Here is a 25,460-nt window from a genome sequence, read left to right as displayed (position 1 = left end):
ACCAAAAGGCTGGGCTGTAGATGAGCGGTTAGAAAAGTTAGGTTACAAAGCAGAAGATATTGATTATGTGCTATTAAGCCATTTACATTGCGATCATGTTAGTGTTCTGAAACTTGTATCGAAAACAAATATTCATTTTTAACAATACGAGGAGGCTATCATATGAGGGCGGCTCAATTATCAGAGTATAATAAAAATTTCAAATTAACCGTAAATAATATTGCCATACCAGAAATAAAATCTACTGAGGTTTTAGTAAGGGTTAAAACAGCGGCTGTTAATCCATTAGATGAATTAATAGGTACAGGCAGTGTCAAGCTTATTCAGGATTACGACATGCCATTAACTATGGGGAATGAATTAACAGGTATCGTTGAAAAGGTTGGCCAGAAAGTTACTAATTTTCATAAAGGCGATATGATTTACACAAGATTGCCATTAGAAAAAATTGGTGCATTTGCTGAGTATGTGGCTGTCAAAAGTACTGCAATTGCACTATTACCTGGGAATCTGGATTTTAATTCAGGTGCTGCTGCAGCTTTAACCGGTTTAACTGCCTATCAAGGGTTACATGAGGAGTTAGAAGCAAGCCCTGGAAAAACAGTTTTTATTGCGGAGGGTCGGGGTCGTTTGGTCAAATGGCAGTACCTATTGCTAAAGATATGGGACTGAAAGTTATTGTTAGTGGTAATGAGAGAGCAAGAGATCGAACGTTAGCTTTAGGTGCGGATCAATATATAGATTTCCGTACTGAAAATTATTGGGAGAAAATAACAAGTGTTGATTATGTTATTGATGCTTTAGGACCAGCTGAATTTGATCATGAATTATCAATAATTAAACCAGGTGGTCGCTTGTTGTCTTTGAGAACGGGGCCCAATAAACGCTTTGCGGTTACCCGTGGTATCTCAGAGCCCAAGAAGACAGCGTTTGCTATGGCAGGAGCTAAGTTTGACCGTAAAGCAAAGAAGGCAAATGTACAATACCATTTTATTTTTGTCAGGAGTAGTGGTACACAATTAGCCCAAATTACAAAAATTATTGAAAGTAACAATATTATTCCAGCCGTTGATCCCCGGAATTTTACTTTAAAAGACATTAATACAGCACTTGAATTAGTGGGTCATGGCAAAACAACCGGAAAAGTTTTAGTTAAATTTTAAAGCAAGGTAATTTTAATGGTAAAACACTTGGCAATAAGATTGCAATTATTCCAGGCGGTACTCAGGCGTTGGTAAAGCAATTACAAAAGATGCAGCATGGGTATTTCTAGGCGTAGAGAAGCATTTGGTAACCAAGTTGGTAAAAAGCTAAGCTAGCAAAGAAATGTTATTTACCTAAAGAAAGTTGTTAGTAAAAAGTCTGGCTGGCAAAGAGTTGTTGATACAACGATATCGACTTTTGGCCATTGGGGTATTTTGGTGAATAATGTAAGCATTACTAAAGATATAAAACCATAAGCACCATTTCCAAAATTATTGGAATAGCCCTCGCTTTAACTTCTTCTGTTCAACCGTCAATTATAGTGTACTTTACTCAGAATCTTTAGTAAAAATATTGATTGGTAAGTGGCACATTGACAGTACACTAGGCAACATTGGACAAACATGCTATAATCTAACTGTAAATAAAAAGAAAGTCATGCTCTAACATGGCTTCCTTGAACAAAAGCCGTTTAAGACGGTGGCAAAATTACAGTTTAAATAACCGCTAGCTTGCCAGAGCTAAGGCGGTTATTTTTTTGCTCTTTTATCAGCAAAATAACTAGAGTGACCAAGGACAAAATAAACTGTCCAAAGGACAACAATAGTTGTAAAGTATCCGTATGGACACCTAACTACTCCTTTCATTAAAAGTAGGTATTGCTAAAGGTATAAACCCATAAGCACCACCTCCAAAATTATTGGAATAGCCACCGCCTTAACTTCTTTTGTTCATAAATAAACTATAGCATATACTACTTAGCCTTAATATCACGAATGCTGACATAACAATGCCTATAGGCTTTTATTTTTTCATTTATCCTTAAAGTAGGTTCGATTATCCTTTTCCTTGATCAAATAAAGTGGTCGCTTTTTGGTTTCCAAGTAGATGTTGCCGATGTATTTTCCAAGGATACCTAAACAAAGAAGTTGGATACCCCCGATCATTAAGACTACTGAGATCAGTGAAGCCCAGCCATACGCACTGCCGCCGAAAAAAATCTTTCTGACTACGATAAAGATGATAGCTAGGACCGATAATATAAAGGAAATTAAACCAACATACGAAGCGATCGCAAGGGGCTTTTCGGAAAAATTAACGATCCCTTCGATCGAATAACGCACTAATTGCCAAAAGGACCAGTTCGTAGAACCTGCAGCACGATCGCGGTTGCTGTATTCAATATATTTGGTGTTGAATCCGACCCAACTAAAGATCCCTTTTGAAAAGCGATTGTATTCTGAAATTTGAAGAACCGACTGGATAACTTGCCGAGTCATCATCCGGTAGTCTCTGGCTCCGGTGACAAATTGCGTATTGGAGAGCTTGTTGATAAATTTGTAAAAACAATTTGAAAAAAACGAGCGGATCTTAGGTTCGCCTTTACGGTCGACGCGTCTTGCACCTACCATGTCATAGCCTTCATCTTCGATACCTGCCAGCATTAGAGGCAAAAATTCCGGTGGGTCTTGCAAATCAACATCCATTACTGTTACATAATTACCAGTTGCCTCTTTCAGTCCTGCATATATTGCTGCTTCTTTACCAAAGTTTCTAGAAAAAGAAATGTAATGAACACGCTGAGGAACTCGAATGTTTAAATTACGCAAGACATCCAAGGTTTTGTCGGCCGAGCCGTCATTGATGAACCAATAATTAAGTTGGTAATCGCGTAGTTTATCTTTTATTTTTTCGGTTTCATTGAAAAACAGTGGAATAGCTTCTTCTTCATTGAAACATGGGATGACTAACGAAATACTTTTCATTTTCAAACTGCCTCCGAATTATTTGATGCTCAACGTGGGGTCTAAAGTAATAATGTGATATCAAAGACAAAATTACAAGCTTTCTATAAATACTTAGTAAAATTTTCTTTCTCTTAAAAAAGCAAGGCGTAATTATGGTATTATATAAGCAAACTTAAAGAGGTGATTTTTATCAAACGAGTAATTACTTACGGCACTTTTGATATGATGCATTACGGGCATATCAATTTATTACAACGTGCCAAGTCCTTAGGCGATTATTTGATCGTGGCGATCTCTTCCGATGAATTTAACTGGAATGAAAAACAGAAAAAGACTTATTTTCCATATGAACAACGCAAAGAGTTAGTTGAGTCTGTTCGGTACGTTGATCTGGTTATTCCAGAAGAGGGCTGGGATCAAAAGGTCAAAGACGTGCATAAGTACGATATCGATACATTTGTAATGGGTGATGACTGGGAAGGCAAATTTGACTTCTTACGTGATGAAGGAGTTAATGTTGTCTACCTTCCACGGACGCCTGAGATCAGTACGACTAAAATTAAGTCTAATCTCAATGATGGAAAAAATGACTAATAAGGTTTGACTTTTAATAACTACACAGAAAAGGCGTCTCATATATTTGAGGCGCTTTTTTGATTTCTTAATGTTTTTTATTTTTCTTTGACTCAGGAGGCAAGCCTTCTCTAGTTGCTGCGGTCATGACAGTCTTTTTGATCAAGTTCAGCAGCGGCCTTTTGCCACTGCCAACTAAACCAACAGCTTCCACGAATAATTCCAAACCAAAAGCGACGGCAATGATCAAGAATATTGATCCCCAAAAACTTGAAATAGGGAAAAGGAAAGAAATAAAGGAAAAAATCAAGGCGATGCCGTAGATCACTAAAACCGTTTGCCGATGAGTCAATCCCATTTGCATCAGCCGGTGATGCAGATGATGTTTATCCGGCTGAAAAATCGGCTTTTTATTGAGTAGGCGTCTTAATATTGCATAGATCGTATCAGTAATTGGAACCCCTAAAATACAGATCGGGATAATGATACTGATAACAGTTGCATTTTTTAAGCCATATAATGAAAAGACGGAGATCATGAAGCCAATAAATAAAGCTCCGGTATCGCCTAAGAATATGCTTGCCGGATGAAAATTGTACGGTAAAAAACCGATCAACGCTGCAACGAGCGTCAACATCAAGATCGGGACGAAAGTACTTGTGACTGTCAGGAAGAAAAAACCAGTGATAGCACTAGTTGTTAGTGCAATGATCGCAACCCCCGTGGCCAGGCCGTCTAAACCGTCCAAGAGGTTGATGGCATTAGTGATGGCTAGGATCCAGATCATGGTGATCGGCATACTGAGCCATTTCAAATGTACTAATCCTACAAATGGGATGGTGATAGAGGTCATTTTGACTTCTGCTATGTAGTAAACAACGAGCGCTGCCAGAAGAATGCCGATCACCTTTTGATAAGGCTTGATCTCATAGATATCATCGATGATCCCTGTTGCGATAATAATACACTCAGCTAAAAACAGTGAAAATAATTGTTGTTGTGGAAACTGTGCACGTAACAAAAAGAAGTTGGTGAAGTTAAATGCCAAAAAAATACCGAGACCTCCCATAGTGGGCATAGGCTGGCGATTGATCCTTCTTTTATTTGGCTTATCGATCGCACCGATTTTAATGGCGAGTTTGCGAACTAACGGGACTAGGATCGCTGAAATTATTAAGGTTGCAAATAATGCTGCAAAAATTTTATACATAATTATTGACCCTCTAATGTGAATTTGTGTTCAGTACGTAATTATTTACTCTAAATGATAACATATTTTAGCCATGATTTGCTTTTTTTGTGGGGGCTAGAATTCTTAAGTTTTTGAGCCGTATGTATGATCTCTATAAAGTAAAATGGAGTGTAGTTCGGTAATGCGATATGAAAGGTGCATTACAGTGTCTAGGGTCGTTAATGCTTGGGTCCTAACCGCATTTCTCCACCTTGGTATTTTTTAGTCTGGTTCCGCAAATCAACTCCTTGCGCTTATCCAAGAAGTGAACTTCGATGCCAAAAACGCATCGAAGTTCACTTCTCCGATAATGCTCGGGAGTTCCCGATTTGCTCCACCTTGCTCAATAAAAAGCCCCATGCCATCGCTGGCAAGGAGCTAAAAAAGGAATAGTACAAACCATATGCCATGAAAGACGATATAGTCACAAATTTTACTTACATATAGGGGGGAGTAAGTTAATTCGTTTATAGGGCACACTATACAATCAACTGTTAAAGAATTGCTTAATAAATTGAAACAATTTTATTAAGAATCATAGGTTAAAGTTTTATTTTTTGTTTCCACTGAATTTTTGCCATGTCCATGACGTGCCCTTAACGCCCAGAGTATCGACACTGTATCGACAACTTCTTGCAAGAGAGCGCCGAATAGTGTTGGTAAGACTCCCACACTAGCGATCAACATCAGGGCCGTACATATTGCGATCCCGATCAGCACTGATTGGCGTGCTACCTTCATTGTATCTTCTGAAATTTCCACGGCTATTTCAACTCGGGACAGATCATCTTTTAAAATAACCGCTGAAGCAGTTTCACTTGCAGCCGTGGCACCATGAGCGCCCATAGCGATCCCGACGTCGGCTTCTGCTAGTGCTGGTGCATCATTTACGCCATCGCCGACCATGACGATCGGACGGCCATTTTTAGGAGTATTGTCCAGTAATTTAATTTTTTCATCAGGTAATAAAGCAGCGTGGACCTCCGAAATACCCGCTTGTTGGGCGATCTTTTCTGCCGTTTCTTGTTGATCACCTGTCAGCATCATGACCCTGCCTTGATGACGCCGTGTTAAGTTTTGCATAGTATGCTTGGCTTCCGGTCTTATTTGGTCAGTAAATGTTATATAACCTGCATATTTGTTATCGATACTGACGAACATAGCTGTTTGTGCCTGCTCAAGCTCAGAAGTCGAACCGGTGACATAGGTACTTTTGCCGATCTTGATCAACTTGTTGTTTACTTCCGCTTGGATCCCGCTACCAGTTACTTCCGTAATATCATTAGCGCTTTTTAAAGGTAGTTTTTGTTTTGTGGCATATTCGACTACGGAACGGCCTAAAATGTGATTGGAATTGTTTTCGACACTGGCGGTAAGTTCGATCAACTCTTGTTTGTCGACACCTGCAACGGGGACAATTTCTTTGACACTTAAAGTGCCTCGAGTGATCGTTCCGGTTTTGTCAAATGCGAAAGTCCTCGCATTCGCTAACTTTTCGAGCACATCACCAGTTTTAACAATGACTCCGTTTCTTGATGCCCGGCTCATTCCGCCAACTAACGCAACCGGTGCCGCTAAAATTAAGGGGCAAGGCGAAGCCACGACTAGTACCTCAGCAAAACGCACAGGATCTTTAGCTAGGAACCAAGCGATTCCTGCAATTAGATAGGCGATCAAAGTGAAAGGTACAGCATAGCGGTCAGCCATACGCACGAAATGAGCTGGTTTAGCTTCGGATTCACGGACTAAGGTGATCAACCGCTGATACTGACTGTCTTTACTTTCTTTGTCAGCCTGGATGATGACTACATCGTCTCCGTTCAATGACCCCGACATGACCTCATCACCCATGCCCTTTTCGATCGGTCTGGATTCACCGGTCAAAGATGATTGATCAAAGTAACTTGAACCCTTTAAAACATGCCCATCAGCCGGTACGAGCTCGCTGGCTTTCACTACTAGCTGGTCACCGATTTTTATATCATCGATCTCAATATCTGAAGTACTGTTATCTGCAGTATTTAGTCGGTGAGCTACTTGAGGTGAATTTTCTAGGAGAGACTTCAAGTCGGAATTTGCTTTGTGTGCTGCATAATCTTCTAGGGTATCTCCGCCCACAAGCATTAATAAAATTATCATCGCTGCCCAGTATTGTCCCACGGCTAGTGTGGCGATGATCGCAGTAATAGCGAGTAAGTCAACGCCGTATCTGCCGGACATTAGTGTTTTGATCATTTCAACGAACATGGAGCATGCCAACAAAACACCCGTAGATGTGATCAAAATTTGCGCCCAGAGAGGGTGATGGATACCGAATTCCATTATTAAAGCTAAGATAGCAATTACGAAAATTGCGATCAATTTTTGCATATGTTTCATATCCTAAACCTCCCTTTATTTTCATCTTGATAGTACCACCAGTCTTTCAAAATGTAAATTATAAAAATTCTAAATGAGAAAGATTTTCAATTAGAGCAGAGTAATTCTGACACGGCAGCGTTTTGGGCGAGAAGAAACTTTCAAAACGAATATTCTAAATGAGAAAGACTTTCAATTAGCTTTCATTTATGAGCGAGGTAGTTTAGGTAGTATTTTAAGGATTACGTAGTTTTGGTTTTTCCAAATTGTTGGTTTTAGACTTTTGTATGCTTTCATTCTTTAATACATTTTATATTGGCGCAAAAAATACTCAGTGAATAATTTCCTAAAACGGGAGCGTTCTTTGGATTTAACAAGATGTGTACAGTGGGCAAGTGTTTGAGTAAAAAATATGTGCGACTAGTTAAGCCAGCCAGGTTCGATCAGGATTCAAAACAAGTGGGTAAGCTAAAAATTATGTCGGTATTGAATATCTGTAAAAGTAATTGATGGTAAAGACCACAGTGTTTTGTTAGTGGACTAGGCCAGAAGGTATTTTTATTTGCTAGGATGATCTGGCTCGAAAATAACAAATTTTCCTTTGTCAAACTTTTGTCGTGTGTGTGAAAATTCAAAGGCTGTTCCATCATCAAGATAGACAGTTTGCTGTACTTGTAATACAGGGTCTGTTAAAGCACAGTCCAAGTATTTCTGATCAAAATCATTGGGTCTGTCAGCACTGATAATACGGTATGCAGCCCCTATTTTCAGCCCTAACGTTGTTTGGATATGTTTATAAACACTGCCAAGCAAAACTTTTTCTGTTACGTTTGGAATAACTAAAGTTGGCATAGTAGTATATTCGATTGCATAAGAGTCTTCATCTACAAAACGTAAACGAATAATGTTATACACTGGTTGATTGCGGTCTATTTTTAAAGCATTTTGTGCTTCTTTGTCGGGATTACTGATGTAAAAATCGATGATTTTGCTGGAAACCTTGTGATGTTGGCCAAAAAGTTGTGAAGTTCCAACGTACTGATCACTTCTGATTTTAAAATTGGAGACAAAATTTGCATTTTTTTTAACGTAAGTACCTGAACCTTGAATACTGTATGATAAGCCTTCTTTGTTCAATGTCTCTAGAGCTTTCTGAATAGTCATTCTACTAGTATTAAATTCTGCAGCTAACCTTTTTTGCTCTGGCAAACTTTGTCCGGGGGAGTAATAGCCAGAATAAATCCTTTTGCTTAGTTCGTTTGCCACATCCGAATATTTCGTCATTTTTAAACCTCCTTATACTAGTATTATATAGACAAAAAAGAAAAATGGACAGCATTTATATTTGTAAAGTCAAATATTAAAAACGACTTTACATAATAATGAAACCGCTTTATAATACTTCTGAAAGGAGCTGGATGAATATGACAAAATTAAAGGAAGACTTTCTCTGGGGGAATTCGGTATCAAGTATGCAGACTGAGGGTGCATCTAATGAAGGAGGAAAAGGAAAGTCCGTATATGATACTTATCTTGCTGGTCCTGAGTCCTCTGATTGGAAAGTTGCAATTGATGAATATCATCGTTATCCAGAAGATATTGCTTTGATGAAAGATTTAGGGATGAATTGTTACCGTTTCCAAATTTCATGGAGTCGGGTTCAACCTGACGGGCAAGGAGTCTTTAATCAAGAAGGAATAGATTTTTATTCAGGCTTGGTTGATCAACTGCTTGAAGCAGGGATCGAGCCCATGGTTGCTTTATATCATTTTGATATGCCCTTAAATTTAGCGGAAAAGTACAATGGCTTTATAGATCACCATGTTGTTGAAGCTTTTTATGAATTTGGCAAAAAGATGGTTGATGTTTTGGGAGACCGTGTAAAATATTGGTTGACTTTTAATGAACAAAATTTATATAGCTATAGTACCGCTTTTAAATCAAGTGGATATTTAACGGGGCAGCAGACTTTGCATGATCTATATCAAATTACGCATAATGTGATGCTAGCTCATGCTAAAGTGGCTAACTATATACATTCTAATAAACCTGATTTAAAAATTGGCGGCATGGAAGCCTATCAGGAAGTTTATCCTGCAACTTGTAATCCTAGTGATTTAGCAGCGGTCAGGCGGTATAAGGAATTTGCTAACAATAATTTACTGCGCTTTTTTACCGAAGGAAAATATTCTGACGAAGTTATTGCCTTTATGCAAGATAATGGTTTAGAAGATATTCTAAAGAAACAAGAACTAGAAGAAATGAGTCACGTAACTAGTGATTTCTTCAGCTTTAGTTATTATTCAACAAGCACTATTGATAGTACAAGGATCCCAGTTGGCACTGCACCCAATTATTATGGGGAGCTAGGAGCAAAAAAGAATCCTTATCTTTTGGCAAATGAGTGGGGGTGGCAGATCGACCCCCAGGGTTTCGAAAATGTGTTGGTCGATTTGTTTAATAAAACTCACTTACCGATTTTCCCTATCGAAAATGGTATTGGAGTGCGCGAAAAATGGGATGGTGTTCATCCAATCAATGATCCTTATAGAATTAAGTATCATAAAGATCATATTCAAGCAGTTAAAAATGCCGTTGAAAAGGGCGCAGACATAATTGGTTATCTTGGTTGGGGCTTGATCGATATTCCTAGCTCAGCCGGTAACGTAGAAAAGAGATACGGAGTCGTGTACGTTAACAGAAGCAATCACGATCTAAAAGATTTAAAGCGTGTACCAAAAAAAAGCTATTATTGGTTGAAGAAAGTTATTTCTTCTAATGGTGAGACTTTATAGTAGGAGGGTACGACGATGGGAAATAATTCTTCAGGTAAAAAGATGTTAGATAAATTTGCAGATTTTTCAAGTAAAGTTGGTAATGAAGTCCACTTACGTTCGTTACGTGATGCGTTTGCCTTGATTATGCCACTATTTATTCTTGCTGGTATAGGGGTTTTGATAAATAATGTCGTTTTTCCTTGGATAGCTTCAGGCTCTACTTTAGCAAAGTTACAGACATGGGGGAATTTGATTGCCAATGGTACTTTGAATATTGCTGGACTGATCCTAGCACCTGCGATCGGTTATATGCTAGCTAGAAATAAAAGCTACGATAATCCAATGGCAGCTGCAATAATTTCAATTGCCGCATTAATTATGACTATGCCACAAAAAGTTTCTTTAGCTCTAGTATCAAGTGGTAAATCCACTAATGTAAGTGGTGGTTTGTCTTACGAAAATCTTGGAACAACAGGAATGTTCGCGGGAATTATCATTGGACTTTTGGCCACAGAAATATTTATTCGTTTGAATCACGTTAAAAAATTAAAAATTCATCTAGGCGAAAATATTCCACCAATGGTGGCTCAATCATTTAATTCCTTGATCCCAAGTGTTTTAACGGCTAGTATTTTTGCTTTGATAGGTGCGATATTAGCAACATTCTGGAATACTGACTTGATTGCACTGATCACTAGAGTTGTCCAAGATCCATTACGTTCCTTTAATACGAGTTTACCAGGGATGTTGTTTATATACAGCGTCGGGAATTTTCTGTTTACTTTGGGGATCCATCAGACAGTTATCAACGGAACTTTACTTGACCCAGTTCTGTTGATCAATATGAACAAAAACATGGCAGCGTATGCCGCACATAAACACATACCATACATTTTGACTAATACTTTCCGTGATACTTTTGGTATGATCGGTGGGACAGGATCAACACTTTGCTTATTGATCGCTGTTCTTATTTTCTCTCGTCAAAAGGCTTCACGTGAGGTTGCTGGCCTTTCTATCGGACCAGGATTATTCAATATTAACGAACCTGTGATCTTTGGTTTTCCAATTGTTTTCAATATTCCAATGATGATCCCGTTTGTATTTCAACCAGTTATTGGAATTTTGATTGCATATTTCTTTACAGTTATAGGTTGGATGAACAGAGTAGTTGTATTAGTTCCATGGACCACACCGCCTCTGATCAGCGGCTTTTTAGCGACTGGCGGAGATTGGCGCGCAGTTGTTGTTCAAGCGTTGATTATCGTGGTCGGTGTTCTTTTCTATCTGCCGTTTTTGAAAGTTAGTGAACAAGTAATGATAAAAAATGCACAGAAAGAATAGTCCCAGTGATCTGCACAAAATTATTATAGTTATTTTATGAGAGTTGAGCAGCTTTTTTTAATACAGCCAGCAATCTTACGAAGGGAACTCCCGTGACTTTTCATTAAAAAGATAGTTTCTCGTTCATCTATGGTAAGATGCTTGTAGTGGTCCATGGCTAACTTCCTTTCATGATTGTTCTCGCAAACATCATCTTACAGGAATTTGGTCATGGGCCATTCTTTATTTAACTGGTGTTGCACTTAAAGTGTAAATTCAAGAACAAAAAAGTGGCCCATAATTGTTAAACGCAGGATCTAACAATTATGGGTCACTTTAGAAGTTCGGTACTGGTTTCTCGGACAAAGTAATGATCCCGATTGCTTTTAAACCGGTGTGAGTCATGATCACCGGGCTTGTTAGTTCAGCCACGTATGGAATATTGGGATCCTGACCGACCAACAGCTCTTTGACTTTATCCAGCATACTTTGTTCAGGTGCTACATTGGATAATGACAATGCTTGGATCTTATTATTTTGTTTCTCATGGGCTTTGGCCATTTTATCAACAAACTTGATCAAACTCTTAGTGCTTCGGCCCTTAGAAACAACATCTAAAGTTTTATCGTGCAATTCAACGACTACCTTGATATTTGCAAGTTTAGTGATCAGCCCCGTCATTTTGCTCACACGTCCACCGGCAACGAGACAATCTAGGTTGTCGATCAAAACATCAATCGAAGTGCGTGAATAAACATCTGCACAATGTTCTTTGATCTGTGCGACAGTTTTACCTGCTTGGGCATCTTTCGCGGCAGTCAATACTTGGAATGCTTCGCCACGGTCAGTTGACTTGCTATTAATGACCGTTACTTTAGTATCAGTCATCCCTGCGGCCTGTTGAGCCGTATTGAAAGTTCCGCTTAAGACATCTGAAATAATGATAGCGATAACTTCACTGCCATCTTCGCCCAGCTTGTCAAATGTGTCGACAAATTGACCGAGAGCAGGCTGACTGGTTTTAGGGATATTACCAGCACGTAAAGCTTCGACCAACTCCTGACGAGTAATATCAACGCCATCGACGTAGTTTTCACTCGCTACTTCCACTGAAAGAGGAACGATCGTAATTGAATTATCTTTAATTTCATCTTCTGTCAAAAGAACCGAGGAATCGGTCACGATTTTAATTGACTGTGACATAGAAAAATCTCCTTGAATAAGACTTGTATAACCGGCCTGCTAATGAAACTTACCGTTACTAGTATATATTAAAAAAACACTCTCGTAAATCGTGAAAACGGTATGGTGGATAAATAATGGATTTTGAGAGCAGATGATGAACGTGACGATTATAACCAAGCGACTCAAAGCCTAATGAGCGTATTTCTCTTTAAATTTTACTTTTGTGCTTTGATGAAAGACTATTGTATACTACTACAACACTAATTAACTTTTCTGTTTCGTTTTTAAAGTCATTAGTAAAAATCGGATCTTGTAAATCTTTTGCGAAAATATCATTGAGATTGGTCAAATAAGAGCCCTTAACCATTAATTTCAGCTTCCTTTCTTTGACAATATTCTGCTTGTATAGTACAGCAATTATCCACTTTTGTGTAATTGCGAGATCAATAAAGAGTAAACAAAAACTATTGCTTCAATTTTTTGAATGGGATTTTAGCTAAAAAGTAAAAGATGCAGAAAGCTATTGGCAAAAAATTTGGAGGGCGAAACAGCTGTATTTTTCGCTTTATTACTGCAAAAAACACGTTAGTTAAGTTACAATTTAGACAATGAAACAATTAGAGGTGAGTCGCATGGAACGTTACCTGATCACTGGTGGCGCTGGCTTTATTGGTAGTAATTTTATTCACTATCTCTTAAAAAAATATCGGGGTTGCCAGGTAGTCAATTTGGATTCGCTGACTTATGCTGGGAACTTAGCGAACTTAGGGGATATTGAGTCTGATCCACGCTATCAGTTTGTTCGAGGAGACATTAATGATCAAGCGTTAGTAGAAAAAATAATTGAAGAGAATCAAATTGAGGTCATAGTCAATTTTGCTGCAGAAAGTCACGTTGACCGCTCGATCATTGGACCAGATGTTTTCTTCGAGACTAATACTCGAGGAACTTTGACTTTGTTGAAAGCTGCTAGGAAAACTAATGCAAAAAAATTTATACAAGTCTCGACTGACGAAGTTTATGGTTCCTTAGGTCCAAGCGGTTATTTCACAGAACGTTCACTGCTTGTTCCAAGTTCACCGTATTCGGCCAGCAAAGCATCTGCCGAGATGTTTGTTAATGCTTATTATAAGACTTATGGTTTAGATGTTAACATTACTCGCAGCTCCAACAATTATGGGCCGTTCCAATATCCTGAAAAACTGATCCCGTTAATGATCACCAATGCAGTGCAGGGCAAAAAGTTGCCAATTTATGGCACGGGAGAAAATATCCGCGATTGGTTGTATGTCACGGATAATTGTCGTGCACTGGATTTAGTTATACATCAGGGAAAAAAGGGCGCAACCTATAACATTGGTGGCCATAATGAACTTACAAATAATCATATCGTTCATTTGATCAGTGATAAACTTGGCGCTAGTAAAGCTCAAATCGAATATGTTGCTGACCGAGCGGGGCATGATCAGCGGTATGCTTTGGACGATAGCAAGATAAATGCTGAGTTAGGGTGGCAGCCGAAAACTAGTTTTGAATCTGGACTAGACGAAACGATCGCTTGGTACTTAGATCATAAACAGTGGTGGAAACCATTGAAAAAATAGCAGAATAAAAAACTATGTTCTGGCTTCATTTTTCAGATATGAGTCAAAGCATAGTTTTCTTTTTATTTATTTTCTTGTATTCGGCGGTAAACTGCACCGATCATTCCAGCATCGTTGCCAAGTTTAGCAGGAACGATCTCGGGCAGTTCCAAATCACGGACACTGCTGTGTTCACTTTGCAATTCGGTGTAGGCATTATTTAAACCAGCTTGAAATGTTGGATTTACACTTATCCCACCACCGATGATGACTTTGGCTGGATCGAAAGAAACGACTAGGTTCAAAATACTTTGAGCTAATTTGTGGAAGTAATTGTGTAGGACCTGCTGGGCAATTTTTTCGCCTTGGTCTGCGCGGTCAAACACCTTCCGAGCGTCCGTTAATTTATCTTGAGCTTTAATATTATAGACACGCAGTAAGCCTATCACTGTTGCACTTTGGAAATTCATACTGCCGTCTTCTAATTCATCGTGCTGGTCGTCAAGCAACATCCAGCCAAACTCGCCGGAACGAGCATGAGCTCCAAGGTAGACTTGGTCATTGATCACTAGGGCGCCACCTACACCAGTTCCTAAAACGATGTCTAGATAATTGTGCAAACCCTGAGCTGCTCCTAACCATTGTTCGGCGATGGCAGCGGCGTTTGCATCATTTTCAATAGTTGTTTTGATACCGGTTCGTTGTTCTAGTTCTTTTTTCAAATTAACACCATACATTGATTTGACGGCACCGGCGGTTGTTAAAATGCCATCTGCCTCGACCACACCTGGCATTGAAACGCCGACTCCAGCAATGGTATGGTCATTTTCTTGGTATTCTTGAACGATCTTTGCGATGTCAGACAAAAGTTGTTCTTTTTCGTCAACCGTCTTAATGTTTGATTTTTGAATAATCTCGCCATCCTTGTTGATCAGTCCAAATTTGATCGAAGTTCCGCCAACGTCGATCCCCACGTAATTTTCCACAGTTAGTTCATCTCCCATTTTTAAAATGATCCATGGTATTTCTGAAAAACAGACAAAACCGGACAAATTAAATGCCCGGTTCATTGAGTTTAATTATAATTCAGCACCATTAGATGCGATCACATTTTTGAACCAGTAGAAAGAGTCTTTCCGATAACGATCAAGTGAACCGTTGCCATGGTCGTCTTCATCAACGTAGATAAAACCATAACGTTTAGACATTTCGCCGGTCCCTGCGGAAACTAAGTCAATGCAGCCCCATGGCGTGTACCCCATTAATTCAACGCCGTCGTCTAAGACAGCCTTTTTCATTTGCAAGATGTGATCATGCATGTATTTGATCCGGTAATCATCATGGATCTTATGGTCTTCTGTCAACTGATCGACTGCCCCCAGGCCATTTTCAACGATAAATAATGGCAGGTGATAACGGTCCGTGAACCAGTTCAAAGCATAACGCAGGCCAGTTGGATCGATCTGCCAGCCCCATTCGCTGGCTTTGACGTAAGGATTAGGTACGAGATCATGCGCTTCATTATAGTCCTCGTGATCTGTGTATTTTGTCGTAAATGACATGTAATAGCTAAAGCCGATGTAGTCAACAGTGCCTTCTTTCAACTTTTCTAAATCAGCTGCGGTAATGTCGAGCTTAAAATTCTTTTTTTCAAAGAAGTTCAGCAACCACTGCGGATAAAAGCCGTTAGCGTGGACATCGGAGAACCAGTAGCGTGTTTGCATTGCACGTTGGGTAAACAAAATATCCTCAGGTTTTGAAGTTAGTGGGTAAATCGGGCACATTGCGATCATACTGCCGACCTGCATGTTATGATTTATTTGATGGCCTAATTTTACCGCTTGGGCAGAAGCTACTAGTTCGTAATGTGCTGCTTGATACATTAGCTTTTCGCGATCTTCTCCTTCTTCTGGAATGATCCCGGAATCAGTATATAAGTGGCCCGCGGCTTCGAAGTCAGTTTGGTTATTGATCTCATTGAACGTCATCCAATATTTAACTTTGTTATGGTAACGTTTGAAGCAAACATCGGCAAAATGAACAAAAAACTTGATCAATCTGCGATCACGCCAGCCACCGTATTTTTTGACAAGATGTAAGGGGATCTCAAAGTGGGAGAGTGTCACAACTGGTTGAATATCGTATTTTAAGCATTCATCAAAAAGATCATCGTAAAACTTCAATCCTGCCTCATTAGGTTCGTCTTCATCACCATTCGGAAAGATCCGTGTCCAGGCAATGGATGTCCTGAAACATTTAAAACCCATTTCAGCAAATAACTTGATATCTTCAGGGTAGCGATGGTAAAAATCGATTGCCTTATGGTTAGGGTAGTACTGATCAGTTTCAATTTTATTCGTGATTTTCCGCGGATGGTCTTTATCGCCTAGTGTAAAAAGATCAGCAATACTTAAGCCCTTGCCGCCTTCCTGATAGCCGCCTTCTAATTGGTGCGCTGCCACTGCACCTCCCCACAGAAAATCTGCCGGGAATCCTCTTTTATCTTCTGCCATGTAATTTTCCTCCTGATTATTGTTATAGATAGAAATAATGGGTATAAGATATACCGTTGTAATTTTAGGTAAGAACTGTGGGGTGTTGTTCTCATAGTCGAGCTACACGAGACAAGAGATTCCGCTTATCCAGCTTGAACCTCACAGTGCCAAAAGCGCGCTGTAAGGCCCAAACTCGATAATGCTCGTCTCTTAGGCGTCTCGTTGTGCTCTGTTATCATAGTCGAGCTTCAACAAGCAAGAAGTTCCGTCTATCCAGTTCCGACATCATATTGCTTAAGACCGCAATATAATGCCAGAACTCGATAGTACTCGCTTCTTCCCGCTTGTTTGAGCTCTGTTCTCATAATCGAGTTCCGTGAAGCAGAAAGTTCTGCCTATCCCAGTCTAGCCACACAGCGCTAAACCCGCACTATATGACTAGACTACGATAGTGCTCACTTTCTCCCGCTTCACTCCACTCTCTGTTCTCATAGTCGAACTACGTGAGACAGAAAACTCCGCTTATCCAGCTTCCACACCACATTGCAAAAAACGCAATATGGCATGGAAGCCCAATAATGCTCATTTTCTCCCGTCTCACTTCGCTCTGTTATTCTACTTGTCCTTCTCTCTCTGCCACTCTATTTGATGCTATTACGAAGGGTAGGTATGTGAAGACGGAAACTATTAAGCAAACAAAGCCGATGATCAGTGCTAGCCAGTTGCCGCCTGTTCCTAAGAATGGCATCAACGGTCCTGGGGTGGTCCATGTCATTCCTAGGGCTGGTGTTGGTATCCATTTTAAGATGTTTGTGACTAAATATCCGACCCAGATGTTGATAACTGGAGTTAAAACAAATGGGATCGCTAGGATCGGGTTCAAAACGATCGGTAACCCAAACATCAGTGGTTCGTTGATATTGAAGAGCCCTGGAACAACGGCTAATTTAGCGACTGCACGATAGTCTTTACGTTTTGAGACCCAGAAGATCGCAATGATCAACCCGAGAGTCATTCCACTACCACCCATGTTGCCCCAAGTAGCAGGGTAAGGAATGTCCCAGATACTGCCATGATTATTTACAAACTGTTGGTTACTAAGATCGGCTTCAGTAAAGATCACGGACCGCAGGGCGTTCAAAGTATTTGGACCATGGATCCCGACTAGCCAGAGTAGATTTTGTACGATAGCCAATAAGGTGACGCTCCAGATATTAACGCCTATGTTTCTCAGTGGTGTCTGGATCGTATCGTAGATGATCTGATTGATCCCATTAGAAGCTACTAAGGATAATAAGTGGTTCAGGATAGCAGCTAGCATAATAACAATTACGATCGGGATCAAACCATTAAACGAACGAGAAACTGCAGGCGGCACCATATCAGGCATCTTGATCTGCATTCTCTTGATACTAAAAAGCTTAGGTAAGAATTCACCCACAACAATACCGATAAACATGGCAACGAATAGGCCTTGTGCGCCTAAAAAAGTTTTAGGCAGGTAGTTGATCCCATCTTTAATGATCGGTGGTGTATATAAGATCATAAAGACAGCGATCGAGGTCATCCCTGTTAACATTTGGTCTGCATCGAAATGACGTGCTAACTCAGAGGCTACCATGTAGGCGATGAAGATGGACAGAATATCCATCGTACCGTTTGTGACAGAGTTTAGCCATCCCTGCATGCTTTCTAGATTAGGAAAGATCTTGTTCAAAAACAGGATCTGAGCTAAAAAACCATCTTTACTGAAGAGCAAACTGTTGATCAAGATCACTAACGAAGCCGACATCGTGATCGGAAAAGTGAACATGAAAGAATCTCTGATCGCAGCAATATGGCGCTGTTCATTTAACTTGGCCGCTGCTGGAACAATATACTTTTCCATGAAGGAATTGTATGAATCCATTTTAGACATGAAATATCACTCCTATAATAATGAAAATATATGATTTCTAAACCATCTTTAGCATATAAAAACGGTTTCATAGAAGCAATGGTTTTCCTGTCTTTTGGTCAGTGTTCCGCCTACTAGCTCAATGTTCCATGATTGAAACACCCTGTACCGATCGAGTGAAAAAATCGTTAGATAGTTTCATAATTTTGTTCAACTGCCAAACGACGTGCAGTCGAGATCAATTGCTCGATCAGGTACATCGCTGGGACTTGGGTGGTTAAATCATAGTACTTTTCCAAACGATGTTGGTCAGTCGAATAACAAAGAACGTAACGCGACATTAAAGCTAACTGGCTACTTGAGTCGGCAGTAACAGCTACGAGAGTAACATCTTCATCATTCACAAAATTGTTCAGCATTTCGATCAGTTCGATCGTTTTCCCAGAAACCGAAAAGGTGAGCAATAAGTTATTGCTGGTGTTTTTCAGTTGGGTTATCAAAGGATAGAAAGGATCTTTCACACAAAAAGAATTAAAACCAACGGCCGCAGTTTGTCTGGCAGCATATTCAGCCAAAGATCCAGAAGAACCGACCCCAACGTAAATGATTTGGTCAGATCGTTGCATTCGATCAGCGACTAACTCGATTTTTTCATAAATGTCTGATGGAAAGTTCTCTTCGTTAATGAAACTGATCTTGTGGTCTTTTGTTTGCAGACGTTGTTGTTCAGAGCGAAAGTACACTTTGAATTCCGGAAAGCTGTCGTAGCCAAGTTTATGAATGAAACGCATCACAGAAGAATTGGAAACATGGGCTTCATTGGCAATGTCTCGAACACGCATATATGGTACCTTTTCGACATTTTCCGTAAAGAAACGGTAGATAGCCATGTCAACTTCTGATAAGCGGTCAAAATCTTTGAATCCAAAAAATGCCATTGTGTTGACCCCCTAAAAGTACTTATATGCATTATAACATGTTAGGACAAATTTTGATTATCGGAAACAATCAAGAGAGTGCAATGAAGCGGGAGAAAGTGAGCACTATCGTAGGCTAGTCATATAGCGCAGTTTTGGCGCTGTGTGACTAGCCTGGGATAGGCGGAGCTTTCTGTTTCATGGAACTCGACTAAAAAACAAGGTGCAGCAAACCGAGTGGCCTGGTTAAGCGGAAAGTCCAGGTTTGCGGAACCCGACTAAAAAAACAGAGTGCAGCAAGCCGGTTAAGCCTTGAGAATTATCGGAGCTAGGCACTATAGTGCGTTTTTAAGCGGTGTAGTGCCTAGTTTGGATAAGCGGAAAGGCTTGGCTTGCGAAATTTGACTAATAACCCAGACCAGAAACAAGCGGGAAGGAGCTGGATAGACTTGTTGTAGCTCGACTACTAAATTTTAGCCATGTAATACCTATGTTGGACTCACCTTCACCTCAGACGTTTCTGTTTATCTTTAACAGCCTTTTGTACTTGTAATATAAATGCTTCGTCGGGTTTTTCGTCGATCAAAGAAGAGTTATATGACAAAACTTCCTTAATGATTTGATCGATCAGAGATTCAGTAACTTGGGAAAATGAGAAGTTTTGTGGCAGCGGATCTGAGAAAAATTCTCGGATCTTAGAGTGCGTATCTTTAATAAATTTGGGTGGAAAATCTGTAGTAAGCTGTTCGACTAGTTGGATCTGAACTTCAGCAATGATCAACGCATTTCGGTAAACGGTATTAAATTGATTCAGATTTTCGCTGATCGTATATTCGGGTCCGTGATGTTTGCTGAATTGCAGGCCGATCTTGTTGTGGCCTAAAGAACAATAGTCAATCAAGTTAGACTGTACTATCCAACTAGTAGGGCTATAAACATAACCACTAGTTGGTAAAAGTATCTGGTTACCTGAAACGAAAGGAACTATATGGCGGTGTGAATGGTCATGATAAAGTTCATCTACAACAAACTTAGATAAAGCGAAATTGAAGTTTTGCCAGCTGATAAATTTCTTGACTAGGGTATTAGTAGAGCGTTTGGTGAAAATAGTCCCTCTTTTTTTATCAAGCAGTATCGCTTGGCAATTAGGAAGTTTAAGTGAACGAGTATCGATCACCATTGTGGTAGCTCCAGTGATGAACGCTTGATCATCCTGGAATGCTTCACTGTAAAGTTTTCTGATCCCTGCTTCATCTAAAAGTACATTTGACCGTTGCATGTTTTTGCCTCCAATATAAAAACTTATTTAAAAATTATCCTGTAAAAGTGACAATACATAATGTGAAAACGATAACATAAAATATTATACTATAGTTAAAATACATAAATCAATATAATAAATGAAAAATACTATTTGACTATCAAAAATTTGTTCATAATTAACATGAAAGCGCTGCATTTTAACACATTCACACTAAAAACGTTCCCTATTATAGTTAGTTTATTCAAGGCCTTGGATAATTTAAACGAGGAAGTGTCTCTATGAATGATGAAGCGTTAAATTATCTGATCGAAAATAATCGTATGAAAGTAATATATGGTGCCCTAAAACAGTTGCACATTTCGCCAACGACTGCTTATTTTGAGGATCTGGTAATTGAAGGCGAGCTGCTTTTTATTCAGGCATATATCGACTATCGTCGCAAAAATGCCGTAATAAATGAGCCGCAGTTGATGGGTTATGCTTACCGGAAAATCAGATGGGGATTGTTGGACCTTTTACGCAAAGAATGGAAACAGGAAAGTAAAATGGTCGAAGTGGTAAATCAAGATGAGGAAAAAGAACTTTTCTTGGAACAAAATTTTGGAATAGATGCTCCTACTATGGTAGAAGATTATGAATATTGGGAGCTAGTGCGTGAAATAATCATGATCTGTAACGAAAATGAACGTAAATTTCTGATCAGACACCTTTTTTATGGATACAGTGTGGCAGAAATTGCGCGACAAGAGGGCGTTAGCCGACAAACAGTCAATTATTGGAAGAACCGCTTAAGAAAAAAGAGTCAGAAGCTGTTTGAATTAAATTGAGTATCTCTTTTACAAGTGACCTTATTTTTTCGTTAGTAAAGGTGTAAGACGCGTGACTTACGACAAAATTCAGCTATCGCTTGGATCGAGCAATGAAGTGATCCAAACTTTAGCGAAATATGAGGAGGAAGTATCATGGATCAGATGTGGGAAAAGACAAATGTAGTCGTTCAGTCGACTAAAGAAGACGGGACAGAACGCAAGCGTAGTTTTAATAACATCGCAGAAGAAGCAACAGATGAACAGTTGTATAACTTCGGTGAGTTGGTAGCACAATTGACTGGCGAAGCGACTGACAAATTGACTGTCAATGTCACAACAGCGATGGCCTAATAGACTTGGCAAATGTGAGTAATAACTGAAAGGATGGATAGTATGAAGAGTTTAGACCTAGCATTTCGTTCCGCGATCGGCGGAGCGGTGCATCATTTGAAATTAAATTATGTCAACACAGACCTTGACGCAGAAACGGTCAAGGCCGCGATGCAACAAATCGCTGATTCAGAGCTGTTTGTTGACAAAAAAGGTGAACAAATGTATACCAAACCAATTTCTGCCACATATGTGACAGAACAGGATAACGTTTTGTTTGAAGATAAGTAATGAATAACTAAAGTCCCGTGCCTGGATCTTCTGGGCACGGGATTTTTAAAACTATTTCAGAAATGATTATTACATATCACATCTTTGTTTCGTTAGTAAGGATGTAGGACGCGCGACTTACCAAAACAACAGCACTGATGTCAATTATTGTCGTAGGACAGATAAGTTCTAGCCGATAAGAGTGATCAGTGCTAAAAAATCAGGGAGGTTTTACCAATGAGTAAGGAATGGAAAAAGACGAGTATTAAAGTCAAGACAGGTACGGATGATGGAGATTTTCGCGATCGGAGTTTTAATAACTTGGCTCAAGATGCAAGTGCAGAAAAAATATTTGCCTTTGCTGGGATAGTAGCACAATTAACTGGCGAACCACACATCGAAACGGCTGTGATAGTTTCAAGTGTGATCGATGAAGATGTTTCTGAAGGATAATAGGTTAGAAAGGAAGTTAATGAATTATGAAAAATATTGATCTAATATTTCGTTCAAATATCAATGGTGGTTTAAGACACCTAAAGATGACAGATGTTAAGTCGGACTTAGATGCTGCAACAGTCAAGGACATTATGCAACAGATCATTGATTCTAAGATCTTTGTAGATAAGAATGCGCAGTTGTTATATGCTAAAGTAGTTTCGGCGGTTTATATCGATGAGCAAGAGCATGTTTTGTTTGAAGAAAAATAATATTACAGACCCTAATGCTGAAATTTTCCCAAAGCATTGGGGTCTTTTTTTAGAAGAAAGGAAGAAAAGTATGTTAGTAAAATTTATCGATGTTGCAAGTTACCAGCCGGATACATTAGCGTATTTCAAAGCAGCAAAGGCACAAGGTATTAAAGGAGTAGTTGTTAAAATTACTGAAGGAAGTGCAAGAGGTACTAATTATGTTAATCCAAAGGCGACTAATCAGATAAAAAACGCGCAAGCAGTTGGGATGGTCGTTAGCGGCTATCATTTTCTACGTTCGATCTCAGTTAAAGATGCACAAGAAGAAGCGCAGTTTTTTGCCAAAGAGGCTAAGAAGAGAGGGCTAACTGCTGCTTCTATGCTGGCGATCGATGTTGAAGCTGATAACCTAGCTAAAATTCCGGGTACATTAACTACTCAGGTCAATGCATTTTCTGCTGAGTTGAAAAAATTAGGCTTTAAGAATGTCAGTATATATTCCAATACTTCTTGGATGAAGACGCGTTTGTTGAGAAGTAGCTTAAAAGTCCAAACTTTTTGGGTCGCTAGTTTTGGAACAAAAGACGCTGGTATTCCGTGTGCGGCTTGGCAGTATTCAAGTAAACAAATTATTGCTGGGGTTAAAACAGACATTTCAGTCGATTATTCGGGGAAGTTTACTGGAGGTTTAAAAGTTAAGGGTAAAAACAAAGCAAAGGATAAGAACAATTGGGTCGACGAATTAGGAGTAACATGGTATCCGGAAAAAGGAACTTTTATCAGCGATAGGTCAATAGTTTTACGCTGGGGTGCCAAGACTTCAGCTACTAAAATAGCATTGCTGCCAGTGGGTTCGAGTGTAAAATACGACGCGTTTGCCCATTGTGGTGGTTATGTGTGGATCAGGCAACCACGAGGAAATGGAGAGCATGGGTATTTAGCGACGGGAGGATCGGTGGCTAGTAAACGAGTGAGTTATTGGGGAAAATTTGTTTAGAAGTAATTTTAATGTCTTATCAATAGCAAGCCTATAAAGTAGTTTGGAAGCAAAAGTTTCCAAACTATTTTTATGTGAAATTCATATTTAATCTCAATCTGTGGTATTATGTTTATGTAGTTTGAATATATGTCGCTTCACTTGATGGATAATTGAATTTGAAAATTGGTACAATTGTAGTATATTTATATATAGGTCTGTAACTTACTAAAAATATGATACATAAAATTTGTTTTAATGTATGTAAAATATAGAGTTTAGAAAAATAGGGAAACTATATGAGTTCAAAAAAAGTAAAAATAAAAGCTGAATATTTAACCAAGAAATTTGAGTTGTTAACAACCAAAGACACAAAAAACAAAGCTAAATCTCTTTTTGGGGTAAATGGACAAAATTCACAAGATTTTTGGGCACTCAGAAATGTTAGCTTTGAGATTAGAGATGGCGAGTGTGTTGGCGTAATTGGTCTAAATGGCGCCGGAAAATCAACATTATCAAACATAATCAGTGGGCAGATCTCACAAACGACTGGGAAAGTAGAGATCAATGGAGATGTTTCCATTATTGCTGCTAACGCTGGTATGCAAAAGAACTTGTCCGGTCGGGAAAATATTCGTCTTAAAGCTTTAATGATGGGTATGACCAATAAAGAGATCGATGAAAAGATGGATGAGATCATTAACTTTTCTGAACTAGGTCCCTTTATTGACCAACCAGTGAAGACATACTCATCGGGTATGAAAGCTAAACTTGGTTTTTCAATCATGGTTCATCAAAATCCAGATATTATGATCGTCGATGAGGCTCTTTCCGTAGGTGATAAGACCTTTGTCGATAAATCTAGAAGTAAAATGTTCGAATTTCGGGATGAAGGGAAAACGATCCTTCTTGTTTCTCACGATATGAAAACGATCAAGGAATGGTGTGACCGTGTTATCTGGTTAAATTATGGTGAAGTGAAGGCCTATGGGACACCTGAAGACATCATTCCAGAATACAATAAGTTTTCTAAAGAGTTTAAGAAACTGTCTAAAAAGGAACAGAAGAAATACAAAGACAAAAACAGACAGGCTCAACTAGATTACTCTGTTAAGAAATTGGAAACGGAAGTCTTTAAAAAAGACCAAACAATGTCACGGAAAAAACGGATCGAAGTTTCAGAAGGATTAAAGAAAAACAAGGATAATCACAGACTTTCAATTCCGTCAAAAATAGTGGTGTGGTTTAGTCTATTAGCATTTATGTGGCTTGGTTTGGTTTCATTAAGCAGTGCTAGTGTGGTCGAGTCCATAGAGCATCCCAAGGTATTCTTGACTGAGAAGATGTTTCAAGAAAAAACATCATTCAAAAAAGAACGTGCTGCTGTAGATCAAAAGGAGACGAATAACAGCGGAACACCAGTTAACAAGTCCCCCGGTGAACAAAAACTAAGGACTAAAAGCGTGACGACGAAATCTTCTTCCATCAAAGCCAAGCCAAGTGTAAAAACTGCTTATACAGTTAAAGATGGCGATTCTATCGGCAGTATAGCTGACAATAATGGAGTTTCCGTGGCGGCAATTCAAGCTGAAAATCCGGGTGTTGATTTTAACATTGTGAATCCAGGGCAAAAGATAAAATTGCCTACGAAGACAATGAAGATGAAGCAAAAAAGCAAGTCGGCTAATACAAAAAAAGATAGAAATAAAGGCTCCTCTACTACCAAGACGGATAAAAAAAGAATAAATCGACTTACACTGTTAAGACTGTTGATTCAATAGGTAGTATTGCAGATCATTTTGGAGTTTCTGTTGCAGCAATTCAAGCGGAAA

General features: G+C 39.2%; 20 protein-coding genes and 5 pseudogenes. 13 read left to right on the top strand and 12 right to left on the bottom strand.

Features of this window, described 5'->3' with window-relative positions:
- Positions 1–31: 31 nt before the first annotated feature.
- A pseudogene (locus AC3XNE_RS02305) lies at positions 32–142 on the top strand (MBL fold metallo-hydrolase); the annotation flags it as partial.
- Positions 143–162: 20 nt separating this feature from the next.
- A pseudogene (locus tag AC3XNE_RS02300) lies at positions 163–1,163 on the top strand (NADP-dependent oxidoreductase).
- A gap of 536 nt (positions 1,164–1,699) precedes the next feature.
- On the opposite strand, the pseudogene AC3XNE_RS02295 reads toward AC3XNE_RS02300, so the two are convergent.
- Together AC3XNE_RS02295 and AC3XNE_RS02290 are read right to left on the bottom strand one after the other, a co-directional pair.
- Positions 1,700–1,810, bottom strand: a pseudogene (locus AC3XNE_RS02295) (putative holin-like toxin); the annotation flags it as partial.
- A 205-nt stretch (positions 1,811–2,015) separates the two neighbouring features.
- Complete coding sequence (locus tag AC3XNE_RS02290) at positions 2,016–2,969, bottom strand: glycosyltransferase family 2 protein (protein WP_489832639.1); 954 nt, start codon at positions 2,967–2,969, stop codon at positions 2,016–2,018.
- 171 nt (positions 2,970–3,140) lie between these two features.
- Between AC3XNE_RS02290 and tagD the strand changes: the two genes are divergently transcribed.
- Positions 3,141–3,545, top strand: coding sequence for a glycerol-3-phosphate cytidylyltransferase (gene tagD / locus AC3XNE_RS02285; RefSeq protein WP_489833359.1), 405 nt, complete (start codon positions 3,141–3,143; stop codon positions 3,543–3,545).
- Between the two features lie 67 nt (positions 3,546–3,612).
- Here the strand turns inward: tagD and AC3XNE_RS02280 are convergent, their stop codons facing one another.
- The 3 genes from AC3XNE_RS02280 to AC3XNE_RS02270 form a co-directional block, all read right to left on the bottom strand.
- Entirely contained in the window at positions 3,613–4,734 is a 1,122-nt protein-coding gene (locus AC3XNE_RS02280; RefSeq protein ID WP_489832638.1) for a glycosyltransferase family 4 protein, read from the bottom strand.
- Between the two features lie 549 nt (positions 4,735–5,283).
- The gene (locus AC3XNE_RS02275) at positions 5,284–7,134 is read right to left on the bottom strand and encodes a heavy metal translocating P-type ATPase (RefSeq protein WP_489832637.1); all 1,851 of its coding nucleotides are present in this window, start codon (positions 7,132–7,134) and stop codon (positions 5,284–5,286) included.
- A 537-nt stretch (positions 7,135–7,671) separates the two neighbouring features.
- The gene (locus tag AC3XNE_RS02270; RefSeq protein ID WP_489832636.1) at positions 7,672–8,397 is read right to left on the bottom strand and encodes a GntR family transcriptional regulator; all 726 of its coding nucleotides are present in this window, start codon (positions 8,395–8,397) and stop codon (positions 7,672–7,674) included.
- A 140-nt stretch (positions 8,398–8,537) separates the two neighbouring features.
- Between AC3XNE_RS02270 and AC3XNE_RS02265 the strand changes: the two genes are divergently transcribed.
- Positions 8,538–9,908: a glycoside hydrolase family 1 protein gene (locus tag AC3XNE_RS02265; RefSeq protein WP_489832635.1), complete on the top strand. Its 1,371-nt coding sequence runs from the start codon at positions 8,538–8,540 to the stop codon at positions 9,906–9,908.
- 15 nt (positions 9,909–9,923) lie between these two features.
- Complete coding sequence (locus tag AC3XNE_RS02260) at positions 9,924–11,234, top strand: PTS sugar transporter subunit IIC (RefSeq protein ID WP_489832634.1); 1,311 nt, start codon at positions 9,924–9,926, stop codon at positions 11,232–11,234.
- Between the two features lie 38 nt (positions 11,235–11,272).
- On the opposite strand, the pseudogene AC3XNE_RS02255 reads toward AC3XNE_RS02260, so the two are convergent.
- Both AC3XNE_RS02255 and AC3XNE_RS02250 read right to left on the bottom strand, forming a co-directional pair.
- Positions 11,273–11,389, bottom strand: a pseudogene (locus tag AC3XNE_RS02255) (helix-turn-helix domain-containing protein); the annotation flags it as partial.
- A gap of 160 nt (positions 11,390–11,549) precedes the next feature.
- A complete protein-coding gene (locus AC3XNE_RS02250; protein ID WP_489832633.1) occupies positions 11,550–12,416 on the bottom strand; it encodes a DegV family protein in 867 nt (288 codons plus the stop codon).
- A 614-nt stretch (positions 12,417–13,030) separates the two neighbouring features.
- On the opposite strand from AC3XNE_RS02250, the gene rfbB reads away from it, so the two are divergent.
- A complete protein-coding gene (rfbB, locus tag AC3XNE_RS02245; protein ID WP_489832632.1) occupies positions 13,031–14,002 on the top strand; it encodes a dTDP-glucose 4,6-dehydratase in 972 nt (323 codons plus the stop codon).
- 62 nt (positions 14,003–14,064) lie between these two features.
- Here the strand turns inward: rfbB and AC3XNE_RS02240 are convergent, their stop codons facing one another.
- From AC3XNE_RS02240 to AC3XNE_RS02220, 5 genes are all read right to left on the bottom strand, one after another.
- Positions 14,065–14,967: an ROK family protein gene (locus AC3XNE_RS02240; RefSeq protein WP_489832631.1), complete on the bottom strand. Its 903-nt coding sequence runs from the start codon at positions 14,965–14,967 to the stop codon at positions 14,065–14,067.
- Between the two features lie 93 nt (positions 14,968–15,060).
- Entirely contained in the window at positions 15,061–16,494 is a 1,434-nt protein-coding gene (locus tag AC3XNE_RS02235; protein ID WP_489832630.1) for a 6-phospho-beta-glucosidase, read from the bottom strand.
- Positions 16,495–17,086: 592 nt separating this feature from the next.
- Entirely contained in the window at positions 17,087–18,385 is a 1,299-nt protein-coding gene (locus AC3XNE_RS02230) for a PTS sugar transporter subunit IIC (protein ID WP_489833358.1), read from the bottom strand.
- A gap of 176 nt (positions 18,386–18,561) precedes the next feature.
- Positions 18,562–19,311, bottom strand: coding sequence for a MurR/RpiR family transcriptional regulator (locus AC3XNE_RS02225; protein WP_489832629.1), 750 nt, complete (start codon positions 19,309–19,311; stop codon positions 18,562–18,564).
- A gap of 484 nt (positions 19,312–19,795) precedes the next feature.
- The gene (locus AC3XNE_RS02220; protein WP_489832628.1) at positions 19,796–20,569 is read right to left on the bottom strand and encodes a hypothetical protein; all 774 of its coding nucleotides are present in this window, start codon (positions 20,567–20,569) and stop codon (positions 19,796–19,798) included.
- A gap of 263 nt (positions 20,570–20,832) precedes the next feature.
- Between AC3XNE_RS02220 and AC3XNE_RS02215 the strand changes: the two genes are divergently transcribed.
- The 7 genes and pseudogenes from AC3XNE_RS02215 to AC3XNE_RS02185 all read left to right on the top strand — a co-directional run.
- Positions 20,833–21,381 carry a sigma-70 family RNA polymerase sigma factor gene (locus AC3XNE_RS02215; RefSeq protein WP_489832627.1) on the top strand — a complete coding sequence of 183 codons (549 nt, stop codon included), beginning with the start codon at positions 20,833–20,835 and terminating at the stop codon, positions 21,379–21,381.
- 135 nt (positions 21,382–21,516) lie between these two features.
- Positions 21,517–21,714 carry a DUF1659 domain-containing protein gene (locus AC3XNE_RS02210; protein ID WP_489832626.1) on the top strand — a complete coding sequence of 66 codons (198 nt, stop codon included), beginning with the start codon at positions 21,517–21,519 and terminating at the stop codon, positions 21,712–21,714.
- 42 nt (positions 21,715–21,756) lie between these two features.
- Positions 21,757–21,984, top strand: coding sequence for a DUF2922 domain-containing protein (locus tag AC3XNE_RS02205; RefSeq protein WP_489832625.1), 228 nt, complete (start codon positions 21,757–21,759; stop codon positions 21,982–21,984).
- A gap of 216 nt (positions 21,985–22,200) precedes the next feature.
- Positions 22,201–22,416 (top strand): DUF1659 domain-containing protein, encoded by a 216-nt coding sequence (locus tag AC3XNE_RS02200; RefSeq protein WP_489832624.1) that lies wholly within the window; start codon positions 22,201–22,203, stop codon positions 22,414–22,416.
- A gap of 26 nt (positions 22,417–22,442) precedes the next feature.
- Complete coding sequence (locus tag AC3XNE_RS02195) at positions 22,443–22,670, top strand: DUF2922 domain-containing protein (RefSeq protein ID WP_489832623.1); 228 nt, start codon at positions 22,443–22,445, stop codon at positions 22,668–22,670.
- 70 nt (positions 22,671–22,740) lie between these two features.
- On the top strand, positions 22,741–23,649 hold the full coding sequence (locus tag AC3XNE_RS02190) for a GH25 family lysozyme (RefSeq protein WP_489832622.1): 909 nt from the start codon (positions 22,741–22,743) through the stop codon (positions 23,647–23,649).
- A gap of 278 nt (positions 23,650–23,927) precedes the next feature.
- Positions 23,928–25,274 (top strand): annotated as a pseudogene (locus AC3XNE_RS02185) (ATP-binding cassette domain-containing protein); the annotation flags it as partial.
- Positions 25,275–25,460 lie beyond the last annotated feature (186 nt).

The sequence above is a fragment of the Ligilactobacillus sp. JN-6 (Y).1 genome (assembly GCF_058111525.1).
This window is presented reverse-complemented; position numbering and strand designations above follow the sequence as displayed.